16 protein-coding genes and 2 pseudogenes are annotated in these 17,579 nt (G+C 60.0%); 8 read left to right on the forward strand and 10 right to left on the reverse strand.

Features of this window, described 5'->3' with window-relative positions; all coding sequences use genetic code 11:
* Positions 1–40: 40 nt before the first annotated feature.
* Positions 41–505: pseudogene (locus EDF57_RS24275) on the forward strand (transposase); the annotation flags it as partial.
* Positions 506–654: 149 nt separating this feature from the next.
* On the opposite strand, the gene EDF57_RS24280 reads toward EDF57_RS24275, so the two are convergent.
* The 4 genes from EDF57_RS24280 to EDF57_RS25700 form a co-directional block, all read right to left on the reverse strand.
* On the reverse strand, positions 655–1,611 hold the full coding sequence (locus tag EDF57_RS24280) for a phytanoyl-CoA dioxygenase family protein (RefSeq protein WP_134096258.1): 957 nt from the start codon (positions 1,609–1,611) through the stop codon (positions 655–657).
* Positions 1,612–1,700: 89 nt separating this feature from the next.
* Positions 1,701–2,081 carry a hypothetical protein gene (locus EDF57_RS24285; protein WP_134096232.1) on the reverse strand — a complete coding sequence of 127 codons (381 nt, stop codon included), beginning with the start codon at positions 2,079–2,081 and terminating at the stop codon, positions 1,701–1,703.
* A 723-nt stretch (positions 2,082–2,804) separates the two neighbouring features.
* A complete protein-coding gene (locus tag EDF57_RS24290; RefSeq protein ID WP_166675391.1) occupies positions 2,805–4,127 on the reverse strand; it encodes a TylF/MycF/NovP-related O-methyltransferase in 1,323 nt (440 codons plus the stop codon).
* A 434-nt stretch (positions 4,128–4,561) separates the two neighbouring features.
* On the reverse strand, positions 4,562–4,735 hold the full coding sequence (locus EDF57_RS25700) for a hypothetical protein (protein ID WP_166675392.1): 174 nt from the start codon (positions 4,733–4,735) through the stop codon (positions 4,562–4,564).
* Between the two features lie 173 nt (positions 4,736–4,908).
* On the opposite strand from EDF57_RS25700, the gene EDF57_RS24295 reads away from it, so the two are divergent.
* Together EDF57_RS24295 and EDF57_RS24300 are read left to right on the forward strand one after the other, a co-directional pair.
* Positions 4,909–5,796 (forward strand): zincin-like metallopeptidase domain-containing protein, encoded by an 888-nt coding sequence (locus tag EDF57_RS24295; protein ID WP_134096259.1) that lies wholly within the window; start codon positions 4,909–4,911, stop codon positions 5,794–5,796.
* A complete protein-coding gene (locus EDF57_RS24300) occupies positions 5,793–6,077 on the forward strand; it encodes a sigma factor-like helix-turn-helix DNA-binding protein (protein WP_134096234.1) in 285 nt (94 codons plus the stop codon). The genes EDF57_RS24295 and EDF57_RS24300 overlap by 4 nt, the downstream gene beginning before the upstream one ends.
* Before the next feature lie 61 nt (positions 6,078–6,138).
* Here the strand turns inward: EDF57_RS24300 and EDF57_RS24305 are convergent, their stop codons facing one another.
* From EDF57_RS24305 to EDF57_RS24320, 4 genes are all read right to left on the reverse strand, one after another.
* On the reverse strand, positions 6,139–6,357 hold the full coding sequence (locus EDF57_RS24305) for an AlpA family phage regulatory protein (protein ID WP_134096235.1): 219 nt from the start codon (positions 6,355–6,357) through the stop codon (positions 6,139–6,141).
* 370 nt (positions 6,358–6,727) lie between these two features.
* The gene (locus EDF57_RS24310; RefSeq protein ID WP_134096236.1) at positions 6,728–7,309 is read right to left on the reverse strand and encodes a hypothetical protein; all 582 of its coding nucleotides are present in this window, start codon (positions 7,307–7,309) and stop codon (positions 6,728–6,730) included.
* Between the two features lie 823 nt (positions 7,310–8,132).
* Positions 8,133–8,345: a conjugal transfer protein TraD gene (locus EDF57_RS25885; protein ID WP_134096237.1), complete on the reverse strand. Its 213-nt coding sequence runs from the start codon at positions 8,343–8,345 to the stop codon at positions 8,133–8,135.
* Between the two features lie 16 nt (positions 8,346–8,361).
* Positions 8,362–8,688, reverse strand: a complete 327-nt coding sequence (locus EDF57_RS24320) for a conjugal transfer protein TraD (protein WP_134096238.1) — start codon at positions 8,686–8,688, stop codon at positions 8,362–8,364.
* A gap of 171 nt (positions 8,689–8,859) precedes the next feature.
* On the opposite strand from EDF57_RS24320, the gene traA reads away from it, so the two are divergent.
* The 4 genes from traA (at position 8,860) to EDF57_RS24340 (ending at position 14,952) form a co-directional block, all read left to right on the forward strand.
* Positions 8,860–11,685 carry a Ti-type conjugative transfer relaxase TraA gene (gene traA, locus EDF57_RS24325; protein WP_134096239.1) on the forward strand — a complete coding sequence of 942 codons (2,826 nt, stop codon included), beginning with the start codon at positions 8,860–8,862 and terminating at the stop codon, positions 11,683–11,685.
* Positions 11,686–11,694: 9 nt separating this feature from the next.
* Positions 11,695–12,390 (forward strand): DUF6118 family protein, encoded by a 696-nt coding sequence (locus tag EDF57_RS24330; protein WP_134096240.1) that lies wholly within the window; start codon positions 11,695–11,697, stop codon positions 12,388–12,390.
* Positions 12,391–12,939: 549 nt separating this feature from the next.
* The gene (locus tag EDF57_RS24335; protein ID WP_134096241.1) at positions 12,940–13,566 is read left to right on the forward strand and encodes an outer membrane beta-barrel protein; all 627 of its coding nucleotides are present in this window, start codon (positions 12,940–12,942) and stop codon (positions 13,564–13,566) included.
* Positions 13,567–14,736: 1,170 nt separating this feature from the next.
* The gene (locus tag EDF57_RS24340; protein ID WP_134096260.1) at positions 14,737–14,952 is read left to right on the forward strand and encodes a Flp family type IVb pilin; all 216 of its coding nucleotides are present in this window, start codon (positions 14,737–14,739) and stop codon (positions 14,950–14,952) included.
* 681 nt (positions 14,953–15,633) lie between these two features.
* Here EDF57_RS24340 and EDF57_RS24345 read toward each other — a convergent pair.
* Together EDF57_RS24345 and EDF57_RS24350 are read right to left on the reverse strand one after the other, a co-directional pair.
* Positions 15,634–15,885, reverse strand: coding sequence for a helix-turn-helix domain-containing protein (locus tag EDF57_RS24345; RefSeq protein WP_208324954.1), 252 nt, complete (start codon positions 15,883–15,885; stop codon positions 15,634–15,636).
* Positions 15,886–16,026: 141 nt separating this feature from the next.
* Positions 16,027–16,695: pseudogene (locus EDF57_RS24350) on the reverse strand (IS3 family transposase); the annotation flags it as partial.
* On the opposite strand from EDF57_RS24350, the gene EDF57_RS24355 reads away from it, so the two are divergent.
* Entirely contained in the window at positions 16,676–17,368 is a 693-nt protein-coding gene (locus tag EDF57_RS24355) for a hypothetical protein (protein WP_134096243.1), read from the forward strand. The pseudogene EDF57_RS24350 and the gene EDF57_RS24355 overlap by 20 nt on opposite strands.
* The last annotated feature ends 211 nt before the right edge of the window (positions 17,369–17,579 follow it).

The raw sequence follows: 17,579 nt of genomic DNA on the forward strand, positions 1-17,579 counted from the left end.
CTCACATCTTGGTCCCTCACTCCACTGCGTCCGCTATCGCATGCGTACATTTATCGGCCTCAACGTGCCGTTGAAACATACGTTCGTCTCGGTGCAGGAAGAAGCGAACGGGGTCTGGGGTGGCAATTGCTCCTCCGATCGCAAACTGACAGTAGAAGTCATCCGCAAGCCTGCTTAGAATGCGGAACGCGTCGTGTTCGAGACGGGGCCTCAGGCGGTCTCTTTCTATCATGCGCTGACGCCGGAAGGCTTACCGGCGATTTGCATCGATGCTCGCCATGCCAAGGCAGCTTCGGATATAGCGACGAACAAGACTCATGCGAATGACGCAGACGAACTAGCGCATCTTGCCGAGGTGGGCTTTCACCGCGAGGCGCGGGTAAAGAGTTTTGACAGCATGCTGATTCGCACGTTGATCGCCGCGCACAGCCAGCTGCTAAAGGTGGCAACCCAGTTGTCCAACCAGGTCTACGGCCTTATGAAGACGTTCAGCCTGGTCGCTCCCAAAGGTGCGGACGTGTGTTCGAGGGCTATGTGCGTAGCCTGCTGGCGAGCAATGCCTGCAACGCCAGTGAGGATAGTGGATACGTCAACCTGGCCGACCATCCTGCCTTGAATTCAGCCCGCGAGGAACATCGGTTCCAATTCAAAAAATTAGGCGACTTTGACTCTGATCGCCCGCCTAACCCGCTCATATAGGGAGTGATGAAAAGAATATTTCGAGCCGGATCGCTCGACCAGTTCCCCCATAAAGGTGTTTGGCCGTGCTCTGCCATCCTCGATGGATACGAGCTCCCTCATTTGTAGACGGCCCACGGTTTCATCCGAAAAGGCGGGCGTGTAATAGATGCAATCTTCGAAATAATAATGCGTTACCTGCGACCAGCGGGTGAGTTTGGGATCGTTCTGACGACTGCCCCCGTGAAGCAGATTCGCACACCAAATCAAAGCCTGCCCTTTGCGTGCGATGAGATGTTCCGGCTGTACACCGAAAGCGGTGCAAAGCGCATCCCACGCCGGCCCATAAGGATCTTGCGCCGAAGCGAGGCTGCCGCCATAACCGCGCCGTCCGATCAAGCTGTTGGTCATGATCGGCCAGCGATGCGAACCGGGCAGATAGAACAGCGGCCCTGAATTCGGCCCGATATCTTCCATCGCCAGCCAAACGCCGCACATAAATCGTTCGGGTAAGCTGGAGAAATGTACCGAATCCGAATGCGCTGCCTGCTCTGTACCGACCGGGAAGTTCAATGTCTGGAACGGAAAAGCACGACGGCCATAGAGCTTTGACAGAAGATCCAATACCGCTTGGTTAGCCGCGAAGGAACGCACATCTTCATCGAATTTCCATGCATCCTGAATACGACGTTCGCCTGCGTTCTTGGTCCCTTCTGGACTATCGAAATCCACCCCATAACGCGGCGCAAGATTCGCCTTGACGCGATCAATCCGAGCTTCGACATCGCGATCCGGGAAATCGAATACAGCATAGCCGCGCTCATATAAGTCGTCTGCAATCCGCATTTCCTCAGGAGTCAGACCCATTTCGGCCTTCATCATCGGATATAACGGAGATTCAATCAGCGGCAGACCGGGGAGAAGATTTTTAATCACCGCAACTTGATAAACCGCCGAACGCTACGTTGCAATCTTCTCAAAAGCATCATCAACAAAAGTGGCGTCGTGCCGCGCAAAACCTGTTATGCTGCTATTTCCCATTCGCAACGATGTATCGCAACTTCGTAGTTCAACTCACGAACATGTTGATTGAGCCGGTGACGAAGACGCCCGCCTCTGCAAGCGGAACGCGGCTTGATCCCACGAAGCTGTTCAATTCTATCAATTGAAGCGTAACTTGGCAATTCGGTCGAAGCCAGCGAGGCGAAGGGGTATCTGAATTGTAGGGCAAAGCGGGCCTGACTCAAGCGTAGTATGTACGTGGCGAGCGGTGCGGTCTGACGAAATGATTTTTTCTTTTGCGAATGGGGGGAGTCTTGGCCTTGATTGAGGTCGCAGACATGTTGCGATTGGTTCTCGATTTGCCAGTGCGGGCGCGCGGCTTCGGCGGCCTGCTCAGCCATGGTCGAGCAGATAGTAGATGATCTAACCGGAACGTTTGACGTACCGGTAGCGGGTCGGAATGCCTAAACGATCCGTTCAACGCGAATAGACCGTGTTGAGAGGAGTTCGCCTCTTGGGAGCGGAGATGAAGGCGGCGGCATCTAACACGGTCGTTCACGCCTCATGTCGATCGTGCTCGCGCGGATTGACCGTCTGAAAGGTCGTGTCGGAGCACAACGGCGTTGCAGCGGGTCTTAGCCTGTCTTAGCAGCGGTTTCTGGTTTGCTTTGAGCCGGACGATGAGATCTATGCTTCCTGTTCCAGCGATCAAAATGGTTTTTGACCGTGGATAGCGTCAAGCACCATAACTATCCCGATCACGTCGAGTTCGGTCAACGGTACGGGGCCGCTCCGGTGACGATCGCCAGGATCGCAAACAACAACGTACAGTGCTGCTCGAAGCGCTTGCCCGGTCTCCGCCGAAGATGGGAGACCATATTGAGCCGCTAAGAACGGAATCAATGCGGTCACTGCGGTGATCTCGTCTGAACCGTGGCAGGCGCGCCACATAGATGCAGACAATCCGTCAGGTAGGAACCCTCAATTCGCTCCTTCAGCTCAAATCCTCACGAACTGCGACATGCTGACCCACGCCTGTCCACCGATTACGGCCCAACCCCGCAAAGAAGTTTCTAGCACTGATCGCCCCTTGCTGATCCCACTCCCATGCCGATATCGAGCGCTTATCTCAGTATTAGCGCCTCCGCCAGTTCCATCAGCACCGCGGCGTCGACCACTGGCGTGCCGCCTGCCCGCGGCCAGAAAGCACCGGTATAGCCAGCAACGTACCGGCCCGTAAGCGGCCGACCAAGCGCTTCGCTTCGCATCATGACGGGCGGAACCGGGTTGTCGGGCGCGGGTGACGCCACAATTTCACCATTCTGAAACATCGTAGCGGTGCATTCATGGCTGAACAGCGTACCGCGAGGATCGAGACGATCAATTGCGGACAGAAGGTCTTCGGCCGAGGATTCAAGGTCGACATCCATCCACAGGCAGAGCAGCGGAGGCGGCGTAAAGTGGCGGAGGCTGTCGGCAAAGAAGCCCTTATGGAAAGTAACTGCGTCCAGCGCGCCGAAACGCGCGACATGATCCTGCACTTCGTCGAGGCTACCGGCATATTGTCCTGCCTCATAACCAGAATCCAGCGATGGCGGCAGGCCCTCAAAGGAATCGAATACGTGCATCCGCAGGCCCAGCAGCGCGCAAGCCTGGCTCAACATAGCAGTGCTGTATCCTTTGAAGCAGCCGAACTCCGCGAAATCGCCTCTCACTCCAGAAGCTTTCAGCACATAGAGTTGGTGGATGATCGTAAAGAGTTCGTGGATAGAGTTGGGCTTGCAATGGAAATCTGCGGATCCGACCGCAGCCTTAGTGTTGGTTGCGGGAAAGTGGCGCGCAACAAAGCGGCAGTGCGCCAACATCATCACGAGAAAACGCGCGTAGTCGGCAATTACAGGAATGGCGTTCAGATCCGGCGTACGTAGCAGCCTCAGCAACCGGTCAGCGAAACGCCGTTGCCCAGCAACAGTACCGAGTGCCGCGCAGTCTTCCGGCCAGCGCGAAGCCACGGCGTCAATCACGAGGGGCGGGAAAGGGCCGGTAATGCCGCTTGCAGGAGCTTGCTTAAGTGCACGGGCAGCTTCCGCTCCGGCGATCTGCATGGTTGCAAGCGTCGCTCGCGGCCGCCAGCTGCGGCCTACCCGGGCAAGGATGCGCAGTTCGCCCAGGAAATCACCTTCGACCGCCTCACGCGGCAGATCAAACGCGAAACCGCTGGTCTCCGCCCCGGCGAGCCGGGGATGTGCATTAGCAACATCACGCCTCAGAATTGACGTGTTGCTACGGACAACGCACTTATTTCCCAGCCATGCCTCAATCTGAACGTCGCTGCCGCCTGCTGCCCATCCGGCAATGCGCCCCCCCGCCAACGCATCGATAGCACCGACAGGTCTCAGCTTGCGAACAGCCCAATTGAAAATCGGGAAACGGCTTTTGTTATCCATCTGCATTACTGATCTCTGTTCCTCATGCCTTGATGGCAAGCGCTCCTACGCCCAAGAGAGTTCATCGCCAAAAGAAAGACCCATAGACAGCCTTTTTCAACAGTTCCTACATTGCGCAAACCGCTGGCGCTAGTCGTCTCGTACAATGCACGGATCGCGCGCGGCCCGCCGGTTTATTGTGGCAGTGTAGAAATAGCTATGATCGCTTTTTTGTCGGCGATATTCCCCCTCAGAAACAGCACAGCCGTCCGCCCCCTGCGCCGAGTTGCAACAGAACGCCCTGAAGGATCGCATGGCGATCTGCGGCTGCGGAAATCCGAACACCTGAAGTTCGTAGGAGAGAGCTCCAGCCGTTTCTTGCCCCTGGCGAGCTTTTGATCACAGCACCGACACTTGAGTGGGGCAAGGTATCTGCCTGATTCGGCCTCCCCGTGCTACGCACGGCCGCGCTCTATCTCGCTGACGCTCAACCGAGCCGCCTGCGGCGTCTCGTCGGCATAGCCGTGACGATCGCTGTCGGGGCTGGACGCGCTTGCGCGTCCCGTAGCGGTCTCCGCACCTTCGGCGCGTCGGAGCTTGCCCTGCTCCTGGCTGGCGGGGGGCGTCACGGCCCCTTGGCCCCGCCATGTCGCGCCGCAAGGCGGGCTTTGCCCGCCTCCTCCATTTCATTTCGGCCCTGCGGGTGCGCCCCGCCATTCGAGGCGAGGCCTGTGGTCCGCTCCTGCCGCCCCCCGCCACTCCGGCGCCGGTCAATGGCGGTTGGAGAAGGAAGCAGGAGAAAATGAACAAGCCAGATCGCCAAAGCCTTTACGGCGAAGTCACCGCGCGGATCATTGCTGAGCTCGAAGAGGGCAGGCTTCCCTGGGTGCAGCCTTGGGACAGTTCGCGCTGTCCCTGCATGATGCCGTGCAATGCTGCATCCGGGCGGGCCTATTCGGGAATCAATATTCTCATCCTGTGGTGCGAGGCAGCGGAGCGGCAGTTCACGTCGCAGCGCTGGCTTACCTACCGGCAGGCCCTGGCGGCGGGCGGGAATGTCCGGCGGGGCGAGAAGGGCACAGTCGTGTGCTACGCGGATCGCTTCACCCCGAAGGACGAGGCCGAGAAGGCTGCAGACGGCGACCGCGAGGCGAGGACAATCGCGTTCCTGAAGCGCTTTGTGGTCTTCAACCTCGATCAGGTGGAGGGGCTGCCCGAGCGCTTGATGGCGGAACCCGGGGTGCCAGATCCGGTGTTGCAGATTGCCGGGGTGGACAGGCTGATCGCTGCCAGCGGGGCGGACTTTCGGATCGGCGGCGATGAGGCGTTCTATTCACCGGCCCGGGATTACGTGCAGGTGCCGCCGCAGGCTGCCTTCCATGAACCGATAAACTGGTTTCGCACGGCCCTTCACGAGATGGGTCATTGGGCTGGCGGAAAGGCAAGGCTGAACCGGGACATGTCCGGAAAGTTCGGCTCGGCCCAGTATGCCAGGGAGGAACTCGTTGCCGAGATGGCCGCGGCGTTCTCCTGCGCCTCGCTCGGTATCCAGCCCACCGTGCGGCATAGCGATTATCTGGGGGCGTGGCTCGAAGTCATGCGCGCGGACGAGAAGGCGATCTTCCGGGCGGCAAGCGCGGCCAGCAAGGCGGCCGATTTCCTCCTCGCCTTTGCGGAGGACGCGGCATGAGGTGGCATCTCTACAGGATCGAGCAGAGGGTCCGCGAGGCTTTCGTGCGGGATGCCTTTTCCGAGTACGAAGACCCGGAATTGCGCCGACTGGCCAGGGCGGTCTATTCGCTTCCCGGTCTGCCTTACAAGGTGTTCGCCCTCATGCGGTTCGACGGGCTCACTTACGAGCAGATCGCGGAGCGGCTGCATATCAGCCCTCAGCGGGTACAGAACGAGATGGGCCGGGCCATGACGCTTATCATCCGCTCCAAGAAGCGGCAGCAGCGCGAGGGATGGTGATGCAGTCAGGACGCGCCCGCTGTCGCGGGCGCGTCCGATCTTGCGCTTGGAACGGTGTCATTCAGGAGCGGGGCGGGAAGTCCTCGACGGTGTAGGAGATCGGGTTGTTCATCCACTCGGTCACGGCGCTCTCGCGCCAGCCGCAGCACCGTTCGGCGATACGGACCTGTGCCGGGAACGTCCCGGACTGGACCTTGCGATAGAGGGTGGCACGGGACAGGCCCGTGCGGTCGAGCACGACATTGAGGCGCAGGAATCGATCAGGGGGCATCATGTTCATGTGGCATGTCCTCCGGTTGGGGTGAGGTGGACTGGCCGGCCAGTGAGCAAGATTGGGCCAAACTGAGGCGCTTGCAAGTGCGCTGAACAGCGCGGAACGGCGCGGAACGGCGCGGAACGGCGCGGAACGGCGCGGAACGGCGCGGAACGGCGCGGAATGGCGTTGGGTGCACCGGATAGGATCTTGGGTGCACCGAATCGACCCCAAAAATATTTTCCGATCGCGAAGCCGCAATTTTGACGGATGGGTCTCATGCCGTCTCGGCCCACATAGCACCGGTCAATCCGCTGCATTTTAGGCAGCCGAATCACTCGGGCACGTGCCTTGCCCAGCCTGTGGTCTTCGCTGATCACCTGCTCCAAATAAGAAATCAGGAAGGCATGGCTCGCCGCCGCGAACGGGCATGGCCGGTGACATGCCAAACGTGATCGACGAGCCCCCCGACCAGGGACCGCACCTGATCCCCGGTGAAGCCGCCATCATCGGGATGTTTGCCGCTCATGAGGTGCCGCCGATTCCATTTCCAATAGGGCGCCAGCACCTGGACCAGCCGCGCCGTCTCGGCGCAATCGTAGCCGAACGCAGTGAGGTTGGCGTAAGCCAGCGAGCGGTCGACATTAAGGCTGATGTGCCGTGCGCACCAGCTGTCCGGAAAGCCGACATCGAGCAGATGCGAGGACAGCGCGAGTTGGACGACGATGCCGGTGGAATAAAGGAAATCGGGCCAGCCACCGGGCGTATCATGTGCCAGGCTGCCCATGAATTCCTCGGCGCGGTGATAGCGCGCGAGGCTAAGCTTGCGGCCCTCCTGCGTACGGACCAGGCGGACGGGCTCGGCGCCATAGATTTTCCACAGCGCTGCGAGCGCGGAATTGTCGTGCGGCAGGGAGTTCAGCGCCGCCGACACGGCGGCCATTTCATCGGGTGAAGTCGCAGGAACAAGATTGTTCATTTAGCACCTCCGGGTCCGCATCAGGGCGGGTTGGCGGAAGGCTGAGGACCATGCGGACCAGTCCCGAACTCCCGCACGCTAACGCGCGGGAGCCGCCGGAGCTGGTAACATGTCAGTAACATGCGCCGCCGCCTTTCACCCGAAGGTTTGGACATGCGCGACGGCACCCCGGAAAACCGTGTTTTCCGAGCTTGGATTACTGACGGGATTACCAGTCCCGGCGCTGCCCTTTGCGCAGCGCCTTGGCAGGATAACAGACGGGAATCCTTAGGCCAAGGACTGACTGGATCGCGCGAATCTGTCCGCTAATCTTGCCGCCTTGTAAGCTGTCGCGCTCGCACTTCGGTCAGAAGTGGAAGCGCATCCTGCGACGATGCGAACGATGGCCGCGATAAGGCTCGCAAGCGGTGCCATCTCTCTGCATCGAGCTCGGCGCAGTACCCCGGCCCTCCAAACCGGATCGACGCCTGGCCGGCCGCGCGCGCCGCGTCGCAATCGGCATAGAAGACCCAGCCGTTAGGGGCGGCCGAGGAGCGGCCTTCCGGCAGCAGGCGCGCCGCGGCATTGCCGATGTCACCGGCGTGCAGGCTGAGGTACCCAGCTCCCCCGCCTACAAGCCCGGCGAGCATGAACCACGAGCAGATTTTACCGACATTCGTCTGCCGCTTTCTAATGAGGCGACGCTCCCGAAACTGCCGGCCGCGCTCAATTGGAATCGCTCGAAACGGCTTGCGTTCTGACATCGCTCTTCCACCCCGCAGTTCGGCCCCTCGAGGGTGCGCGGCTGCGCGCGCAAGCGGAAGCGCCGAACCTGGTTTTGCCGCTAACTCTCTAACGGATCGCTAAAGGCCCGAACCCCGCGCCGCCGCCATAGCGTCAGCGCCTGGTCGCGATCCTCGCCGCGCAGCCTGGCTGCAGCTTCGACGAGCAGGCCGAGGATCACGGCACGGTCGTCTTCGGTCAGCTCAACCAGATCGGCTTTGACGACAAGCCCGCCGAGTTCGATGAGCTGGCGGGTGCGTTCGCGCCGCTTCACTTGCCACGCGCGGCGGTCATGCCGGGCCCGGCTCGCCAAGAGGCAATTGCGTGCTGCCCGGTTCCGCCGCAGCGCCGCGCGGCTTGTTGCCAGTTCCTGCGCCAGAGGTTTTGCCGCCTGCAGAAAAGAACGCGGCGCCGCGCCCCCGCCACGCCTCCTTCCTGGCCGTGTCGCTCGTGGTGGCAGCCTCGAGCAAGGCGCCGGCCAGCACCTCGGCGGCAAGGGCATCGGCGCCCGTTGCATTTACCAGCTCGCCGAGCTGAGTGATCCTGTGAAGTTTAAGTTGCCGTGCCTTGTCGGTAAGGGCTTTGAGCTCGGCATCATAGTCACGGGGTTTGCGCATTGTCCGTCCTTTCGTTGATGGAGGCGGACAGTTCAGTTATCGGGACTCTCATGCCCAAACAATAGCGTGAAATCTTCTGGGATTTCGTGTTCCCGAGAGCGATGAAATCGTTCGAGGGCGCGCTTATACGTCGTGCCGACGCGCTCTTTGCAGTGTAAATGGTATGCCGTCATGGCGATCTACCATTTCTCGGCCAAAGTCATTTCCCGCGCCGCCGGCTCTTCGGCCGTGGCCGCCGCCGCCTATCGCTCCGCCTCGCGGCTGCACGATGAGCGGCTTGAGCGCGACCATGATTTTTCGAACAAGGCGGGTGTCATCCACTCGGAGATCCTGCTGCCCGAGAACGCCCCCGAACAGTGGCTCGAGCGCGAGCGCCTCTGGAATGACGTCGAGGCGGCCGAGAAACGCAAGGACGCGCAGCTGTGCCGCGAGGTCGAGTTCGCCATTCCCCGCGAGCTTGACCAGGCCGAGGGCATTCGTTTGGCGCGTGACTTCGTCAGCCGTGAGTTCGTGGCGCGCGGCATGGTCGCCGATCTCAATGTGCATTGGGATATCGGCGAAGACGGCCAACCCAAGCCCCATGCCCATGTGATGCTCGGCATGCGTGAAGTGAGTGAGGAGGGTTTCGGGCCCAAGGTGCGCGAGTGGAACCGCACCGAGCTTCTCACCCATTGGCGCGAAGCCTGGGAGATCCACGTCAACCAGCGGCTGGCAGAACTCGATATCGACGCGCGGATCGATCATCGCTCGCTGGAAGCCCAAGGGATCGACCTCGAACCGCAGCACAAGATCGGCCCCGCCGCCTCGCGCATGGCGGGACAGGGGCTGGAAAGCGAGCGGCTCGAAGAGCACCACGCGATCGCGCGGTCGAACGGCGAAAAGATCCTCGCCAATCCGGCAATTGCAATCGATGCCATCACGCACTGCCAAGCGACCTTCACCACCCGTGACCTTGCCAGGTTCGTCCACCGGCACAGCGACGGCAAGGAGCAGTTCGACCAGGTGCTGGGGGCGGTTCGCTCCTCGCCCGAGCTAGTCGCGCTGGGCAAGGACGGGCGCGGCGAGGATCGTTTCACGTCGCGCGCGATGATCGAGACCGAACAGCGGCTCGAGCAAGCCACCATCAGGCTCGATGCCGGCCGGCGGCACGGCGTCAATCGCGCTATCCAGGAAAAGGCCCTCGCACGCGCCGAAGCGCGCGGCCTTGTCCTCTCAGGCGAGCAGCGCGGCGCTTTCGAGCAAGTGACCAACAACCGGGGGCTTTCCTCGGTGATCGGCTACGCCGGCACCGGCAAGAGCGCGATGCTCGGCGTGGTGCACGATGCCTGGCGCTCGGCAGGTTACGAGGTGCACGGTGCCGCGCTCTCCGGGATCGCGGCGGAGAACCTCGAAAGCGGTTCTGGAATAGCCAGCCGCACCATCGCCAGCCTGGAGCGGCAATGGGGGCAGGAGCGCGAGCTGCTGAGCGATCGCTCGGTGCTGGTCATTGATGAAGCCGGCATGGTCGGCACCCGGCAGATGGAGCGGGTGATCCGCGAGGCGGAAAAGCGCGGTGCCAAGGTCGTGCTCGTCGGCGATCCCGAGCAGCTTCAGGCGATCGAGGCAGGGGCCGCCTTCCGCAGCATTGCCGAGCGGCACGGCAGCGTCGAAATCATGGAAGTGCGCCGGCAGGGTGAGGAGTGGCAGCGTCAGGCCACGCGCGATCTGGCTACCGGGCGGACCGGCGAGGCGCTGCTAGCCTACGAGCGAGCCGGGCATGTCCATCATGCGCCGACCCGCGGTGCGGCGCGAGAGGCGCTGGTCGGGCAATGGGACCGTGATCGTCGGGCGCATCCCGAAGCCAGCCGGATCATCCTCACCCATACCAACGACGAAGTCGGCGAGCTGAACCAGGCAGCACGCGCTCGCCTGCGGCAGGCCGGCGAGCTTGGCGAGGATGTGACGCTGAAGGTCGAGCGCGGCGAGCGCAGCTTCGCGGTGGGCGACCGGATCATGTTCTTCCGCAACGAGCGCAGCATGGGCGTGAAGAACGGATCACTGGGCACACTGCGCAGTGTCTCGCCCTTCAGCATGGCGGTCATGCTCGACGACGGCCGCTCCGTCGCCTTCGATCTCAAGGACTATGCCGATGTCGATCACGGCTACGCCGCGACCATTCACAAGGCACAGGGCATGACCGTCGACCGCGTACAGGTGCTCGCGACGCCCGGGCTGGATCGCCACGGTGCCTACGTGGCGCTCTCGCGCCACCGGGCGGAGGTCGACCTGCACTATGGCAAGGACGACTTTACCGACCGCGCGAAGCTGGTGCGGACGCTGAGCCGGGATCGCTCGAAGGACATGGCCTCCGATTACGGCCCCGCCTTCGAGAAGAAGCGCGAGCCGGAACCCGCCATCGCTGTGAGGCGCGACCCCTTCGCCGGGCTCAGGCTGAAAGCGCCTGGGCAGGTTCGGCAGGCTGCGCCGCTCGAGATCGCGGTGCAGCGCTATGGGCGCGCGGCGCAGGATATCTTCAGGATGCGTGAGCAAGGGCTGAAGCCGATCGGTCTGCAGCATCAGGAGATGACCAGGGCGGCCGACAATCTCGACCGCGTGCAGGAGCACGGTGCGCGCGATCTCTATGCCGCGATCCGCAAAGAGCCTGAACTCGCCGATGAAGCCGGCAAGGGTCAGACCCGCCGCGCTATCCAGGCGATGATGGCTGAAAGCGAGATCCGCATCGCGGCCGATCTGCGCGCCGACCGCTTCGTGAACGAATGGCAGACCCAGACCCGGCAGTTCATGCGCATGCAGAAGATGGGCAACGCGCGCGGGGAAGAGCAGGCCATGGCGCGAATCGATCACCTCGCCAAGAGCCTTCACCGCGACCCTGAACTCGAGTCGCGTCTGCGCAAGCGCGGCGCCGAAATGGGCTTCGGATCCTTTGAGAAAAAATCGCTATCTCAGGAAATCCAGGGTTGGGTAGACCGCTGGCGTTCGCGCGGCCTCGGGCTTTAGGCTGGCTGGATGCCCCAGAACCAGACCCCCGAAGAGCTCGATCCTGCCGCTGCGTTTGAAGCCATGGGCCAGCGCCTGGCAGGACTAACCGCCGCGATCGACGGCCTTGCCGCCAAATTTCAGGAGGTGCACGGACGCGACTATAGCCCCGAACTGGCCAGGATCGACGCGCGGTTTGAATCCGTGCGCGGCTTTGTTGACCAGCTGATGCAGAAACCGGCGATGGCGCTGACTCCGCAAAAAATGGCGGATCAGATCGAGGCGGCGGGAAAGAACGGGCGTCAGGCAGATCATGCGGCTTGGCGGCAGGCGCAGAACGAGCTGCAAGCGACAGCCAATTCCATAGGCCGTGTCGTGGCTTCTGCCTTGGAGGAAGAGAGACAGCTAATATGGCTGCTCATTGCCGCCAGCGTTGCCCTCGTGGCGGGGACTATCCTTGGACATCTCGTTCCACCGATCATCGATCGCCGCGTGCCGGAAAGCTGGCATTGGCCGGAGCAGCGCGCGGCCGACATCCTTGGGCGGGATAAGTGGTCTGCTGGTGAGCGCCTTTTGGAGGTTTCTGATCCGGCGCGTTGGATGAGGGTAAAAGCTGCCATGGAAATAGTGGAGGACAAGAGCTCGGAGATTAAAGAGGGAGCCAACCCGAAGGCAGCGCGCCGCAAGGGCCGCAATGGCAAAGATCGTGGTCACGCGTCAAAGTGACACGAGCCGGTCTCGAAGGGACTGCCGCTTCAAACCCAAGGACATTCATCGTGCCGCGATCATTACTCAGACGACGGCTTTGCTAAGAACGCATTGCCGAGAAGAAGCGAATAGGGCCGGCGCTCGTTGACTTGCCGCCCTTAAAATGGGTCCGGCTAACGTCTGCCGCTGGGCTTTTGGCGTTAAGATGGCGCGACACGGATTGATCCACTTTGGCCGCGCAACGGCCTAAATACCTACAGGCACGAAGGCAGTACGGCGCCGAAATTCGGCAGCTTCCGGAAAGATCATGGTGCCGGCATATTAAATCAGCAGTGCCATGGCCGTTGCGAAACACAATCAGATAATCTCGATTAAAATTCTGCAATGAGGTTAATCACATTGGGATATCGTCAATTTTAATCTTGACCATTGTTCATGAATTTTGATGCCAACCAGAAATAACTGAACTTTTTAATAAATATCCAAGCTCATTCAGCTTGATTTGCAGGCCTCAAATAATAGGTGATCGCTCACCGACATTCGGCGGCACTTTTTTGGGGAATTACATTGAAAAAGCATATCGCAGCAGCGACACTCGCGCTGATCGCCTCACCGGCTTTTGCGCAAGACGTTACCACCGCAAGCGGCGTTAAGGCCGGTGTCGTGGTGGGCTACGACAGCACCAATCTCAGCTACGATGATCTGGACGAAAGCAAAGGCGGCTTTCTGTATGGCGCAACGCTTGGTTACGATTATGACACTGGTCCTGTAGTCGTAGGCGTTGAAGGCGAGATCACCGGCGCGACAACCAACCAGAGCTATGACAATCTGCTGTTTGCCGACGACCGCTGGAAGCTTTCGGCGGGCCGCGATCTCTATGTCGGCGCGCGCATCGGCTTCCATGTTTTCCCCAGCGTATTGCTTTATGCCAAGGGCGGCTACACCAATTCACGGGCCAACCTTAGCATCCGCTACGAAGGCGAGAAGTACAAAGATCACGATAATCTTGATGGTTTTCGGCTCGGCGCAGGAGCGGAAGTCGCGGTCACGCAGTCGACTTTCGCTCGTATCGAATACCGCTACAGTGACTACGGCAACTACGGCCACGATGACGTAGATAGCGGCATCGGCGTCTCCCGCCATCAGGTAGCTTTAATCAGCGGCCTCCGCTTCAAAGCCGGGCAATTAATTTGAAGCTGGGCGACGGAGAAAGCGAAATTGCAAATTCGCTCGTCCAGCTTCAGTGTCCGTGCGACGCTTTCGTTGCGCCAAATTAAGATATGCAGACTTTAGGCAAGCTTCCCCAGCAAGGAAAAGTAGCTTTCCATGTTTCAGATATTTTAAACGGCCCCAGAAAGGGTGTGAGGGCAACAAGCGTTGCTCGTGCCAAACGAAACCAAACTGCGCGGAAATTTCCGTGACCAATCTCGTTTTTTCGCGATTGCGGTTACGGAGTAGTTTTCACGAGCAGCCTGCCGGGCGGAAGGCAACGCACTCAGCTTCGGCTCAAAGTGAAGAAAAGCTTGGCTCGTTCCGAGTAACCGATGATAAATAAGCCGTTCCCGGCTGCATCAACCTATGAATCACCGACAGGCCAAATCGTCCGACCAACCTGCTTATACCACTCGATTTACTTTCTGATTAGGCTCTTAAAAAACTCCCTTCTTCCGAAGGGAGGCTTTTTCGTATGCAAGGTTGGACTGAACCTAATATCTTTTAAGAAACAAGTGATGCGCTTAGCCATCCCTGTCACATTTATCGCTCCGGCGGAGTGTCGTAAACCGTCTGTCTGCGATCCTCGTTCGGCGCCGTTCGCCCTTCTGAACGGCTCTTTTATTTTGGGCACGTTTTTTCCACACGGAAATTGAATGCGCAAGCCGATAAATACTCGATCGCTTTTGCTGGTAGCCATTGATCAACAAATTTGAAGTCAAATTTCCATTCGGCAAGCTAACACATCCACATTCCCGAAGTCTTTATTTCTAAAAAAACCATCGACCATCCGGCGGATAAAGAAGCCTAACGACCATTCACCCAAGAAAAGCTAATTCATCAGGCAAATATACGCTACCGGACATCAAAGAATTCTACTATCATATTTTTATTGTTACTCTGAATTAACACGTCTTTCCACGCATTATTTGAATAAACAAGTAAGATCTATATGCAGTATTTTACGCCGAATGAGCAGGATTGAGACCATCGCCAGATCTGTAGACTTGGTTGGGTATACTTATCGCCAGTCTACGTGCCCATATGAAAGAAGCACGCAAGCAAGATCGTTCACCTATTTTTAAGTCTCTTATGGGAAATGAAGGTCACCGAGCGCGTCAACGCAAACTCGGGGGTACATTGGAGACTTTGATGCGTTTTCTCAAGAAGCTTCGCCGTAACGAAGAGGGCGCTACCGCCATCGAATACGGGTTGATCGCCGCCCTCATCGCAGTTGCAGCTATCGCCGCCATGCAGGGGCTGGGTGATCAGCTTTCGGGCACATTCACCACCGCGACCGACAAGATGAAGGAAGGCACGGACAAGGCTGACTCCGGCAGCGGCACCACGCCTACTACTCCGACCTAATTGACTACTCTCGGACCGCCTGTTAGCGGGCGGTCCGAAACAGATTTCGCAGAAGGCGGTGTCTCCCCTTTTGCGGAGTACCCGAAGCGGCGAAGAGGTCTTAGCAGTCCCTCTTCGCCGCTTTTCTGCGCCTAACCAGTCGCGCTCACGGTTTCTGTTTCGCTGAGCAAGCCAGTCAGACGACGTCGTGCCGTCGCTGGCAACTACAGTGTAATTTTCCCCGGAATGGGGCTCTCCCGCCCGTTGGTGCAGGTCGAGAAACAAACCATCAATCTCACGGCTTCCGATTGCTCCTTGAGTGGAAGCTTCCAAGAGATTGTTGATTGGTAATCGCTGATCCGACCCGACACACGGGTGAACTCGGTAGGTAGCGTAAAGGCGCCGAGCCATGTGCACGCAGGCGCGCTGGTCATGGATCAGTGAGATGGACACCCCATCTATTGGGCATTGGGCCAGCTCGAGGCTGGCGACGGTGGTTTGATGGCGTCAGCGTCGCTTCGGCCCTCTATTTCTGCCTGATCGCGGCGTTGAGATGTCAAGTTCGTTGATCGTCACAGCAGGCCTGACGATGCGCTCCAACGCTTCATTCATATCGCGGAGGTGAACGACGTGCTAACCCAGACAGCCTGAGGCGAGTTCTTCATACGCAATGGATTGCCGAAATCGGGGCTTGCTCGACGATCACGACCAGCGCCTGCCGGTGAGCATCGTTGAGCCGCGAACGACCCCGGGCGTCTTGCCATCGAGCAGGCCGTCGGGTCCACGGGCATTGAACCGGGTCACCCAGTCCCGCACAATCTGAAGCCTGACGCGGTCAATCCGCGCCGCCGATGTATGGCTTTCGCCATCGTAAATCTCGGCCAGTGCCAGAAGGCGACGGGCCCGTTTCGTGCTCTTTGTTTTTCGTAATAATCGGTGAAGAGACTCCGTCAAAATCGTCCCCCAAGCCAATCGCTGCGCCCATCGTACTAACCCGCGCCGTTGGGCAAGATTCCCGTGACCTTGGGTTTCGGTAGTGAGTCAGCCACACCGCAGTGAACCGCCCCGGGATTGCCGGAGGCCAGTTTTCTTAAATTAGGCAGCCAGTGGGACGTCGTCCAGCATGGCGTAGTAGCGTTGCTCGGCTTCGACGGGCGGGATGTTTCCGATCGGCTCCAGCAGGCGCCTATTGTTAAACCAGTCGACCCATTCCAGCGTGGCGTATTCGACGGCTTCGAACGAGCGCCAAGGTCCTCGGCGGTGGATCACTTCAGCTTTGTAGAGGCCGTTGATCGTTTCGGCCAAAGCGTTGTCGTAGCTGTCGCCGACGCTGCCGACGGATGGCTCGATGCCGGCTTCAGCGAGACGTTCGGTGTACTTGATGGACACGTATTGCGAACCGCGGTCGCTATGATGGACCAGGCCACCTCGATGAACGGGCCGTCGGTCGTGGATAGCCTGCTCCAGCGCATCCAGCACAAAGCTGGCGTGCGCCGTCCTGCTTACGCGCCAACCCACGATTTAACGGGCGTAGGCGTCGATCACGAAGGCGACATAGACGAACCCTGCCCAGGTCGCGACATAGGTGAAGTCGGAAACCCAAAGCATGTTCGGCGCCGGAGCATGAAACTGGCGGTTGACCTGATCGAGGGGGCATGGCGCCGCCTTGTCCGAGACCGTGGTGCGCACCGGCTTGCCGCGGATCACCCCTTGCAGACCAAGATCTCGCATCAACCGCTGCAGGGTGCAGCGCGCGACATCGAAGGCCGATGCCAACGCCCGCGCCTTCGATGAGACCAAACTGGCCCGCCGTCTTGAAGCGCTCGCCGCACGTCGCCGAGCGACCGAGGAAAGCCGGGGCGAGTTGCAGGCCCGCATCGCCCGCCTCGAAGCGCAGGTGGAGAGCGACGGCGGCAAGGGTCTCGCAGAACATGCCTCCGCCGCGCGCGAAGAGGACAAAGCCGCTCGCTCGGCTCTCGTCCGCATCGGCGAGGAGGCCGAAACTCTCAAACTGCTGCGCGAGACCTTGATGGAGGCGCAGGTAGAAACTGCGCGTTCGATAACCGGTCCCGTCGCCACTCGCGCCGCTCGCCATGTCGGCCGCATCCTGCCCGGCGCAGAGCCTGCGTTCGCCGACGATCTCGGCCTTTCAGCGCTCCGCCGCGCCGGCGTGGAGGAGGCCTGCGAGCAACTGTCAAAGGGCACGCAGGAACAGCTGGCGATTCTCACTCGCCTGGCCTTCGCGGATATGCTTCTGGAGGAAGGCCGACCGGTCTCGCTGATCCTTGACGACCCGTTGGTCTATTCCGACGATGTCCGCCTCGATGCGATGACCGACCTGATCGTGGAAGCGTCGGAGCGGATGCAGGTGATCCTTCTGACCTGTCGGGAACGCGCGTTCCGTCATGTCGAAGGGAACCGGGCTCGGTTGGCCTGACACATTAACCTTTTGAAAGACTAGAGTTTTCCCGGATCGACCGAAAGCTGCGGAGGTGACAGCAAACCGTGCGATAGGTGAGCTTCCTCAAAAAGGGACGCGCGCCGCGGCAGCCGGTCACGGGTGGAAGCCCTGCAGGCCGAAGGGGTTGAGCGTCGGCCGGGCGGTGCAGGCGCTGAACGAGCGAGGCCTTCCTCAGCCTTTACGGCAA

Source organism: Novosphingobium sp. PhB55, from assembly GCF_004368805.1.
Lineage (GTDB): Bacteria > Pseudomonadota > Alphaproteobacteria > Sphingomonadales > Sphingomonadaceae > Novosphingobium.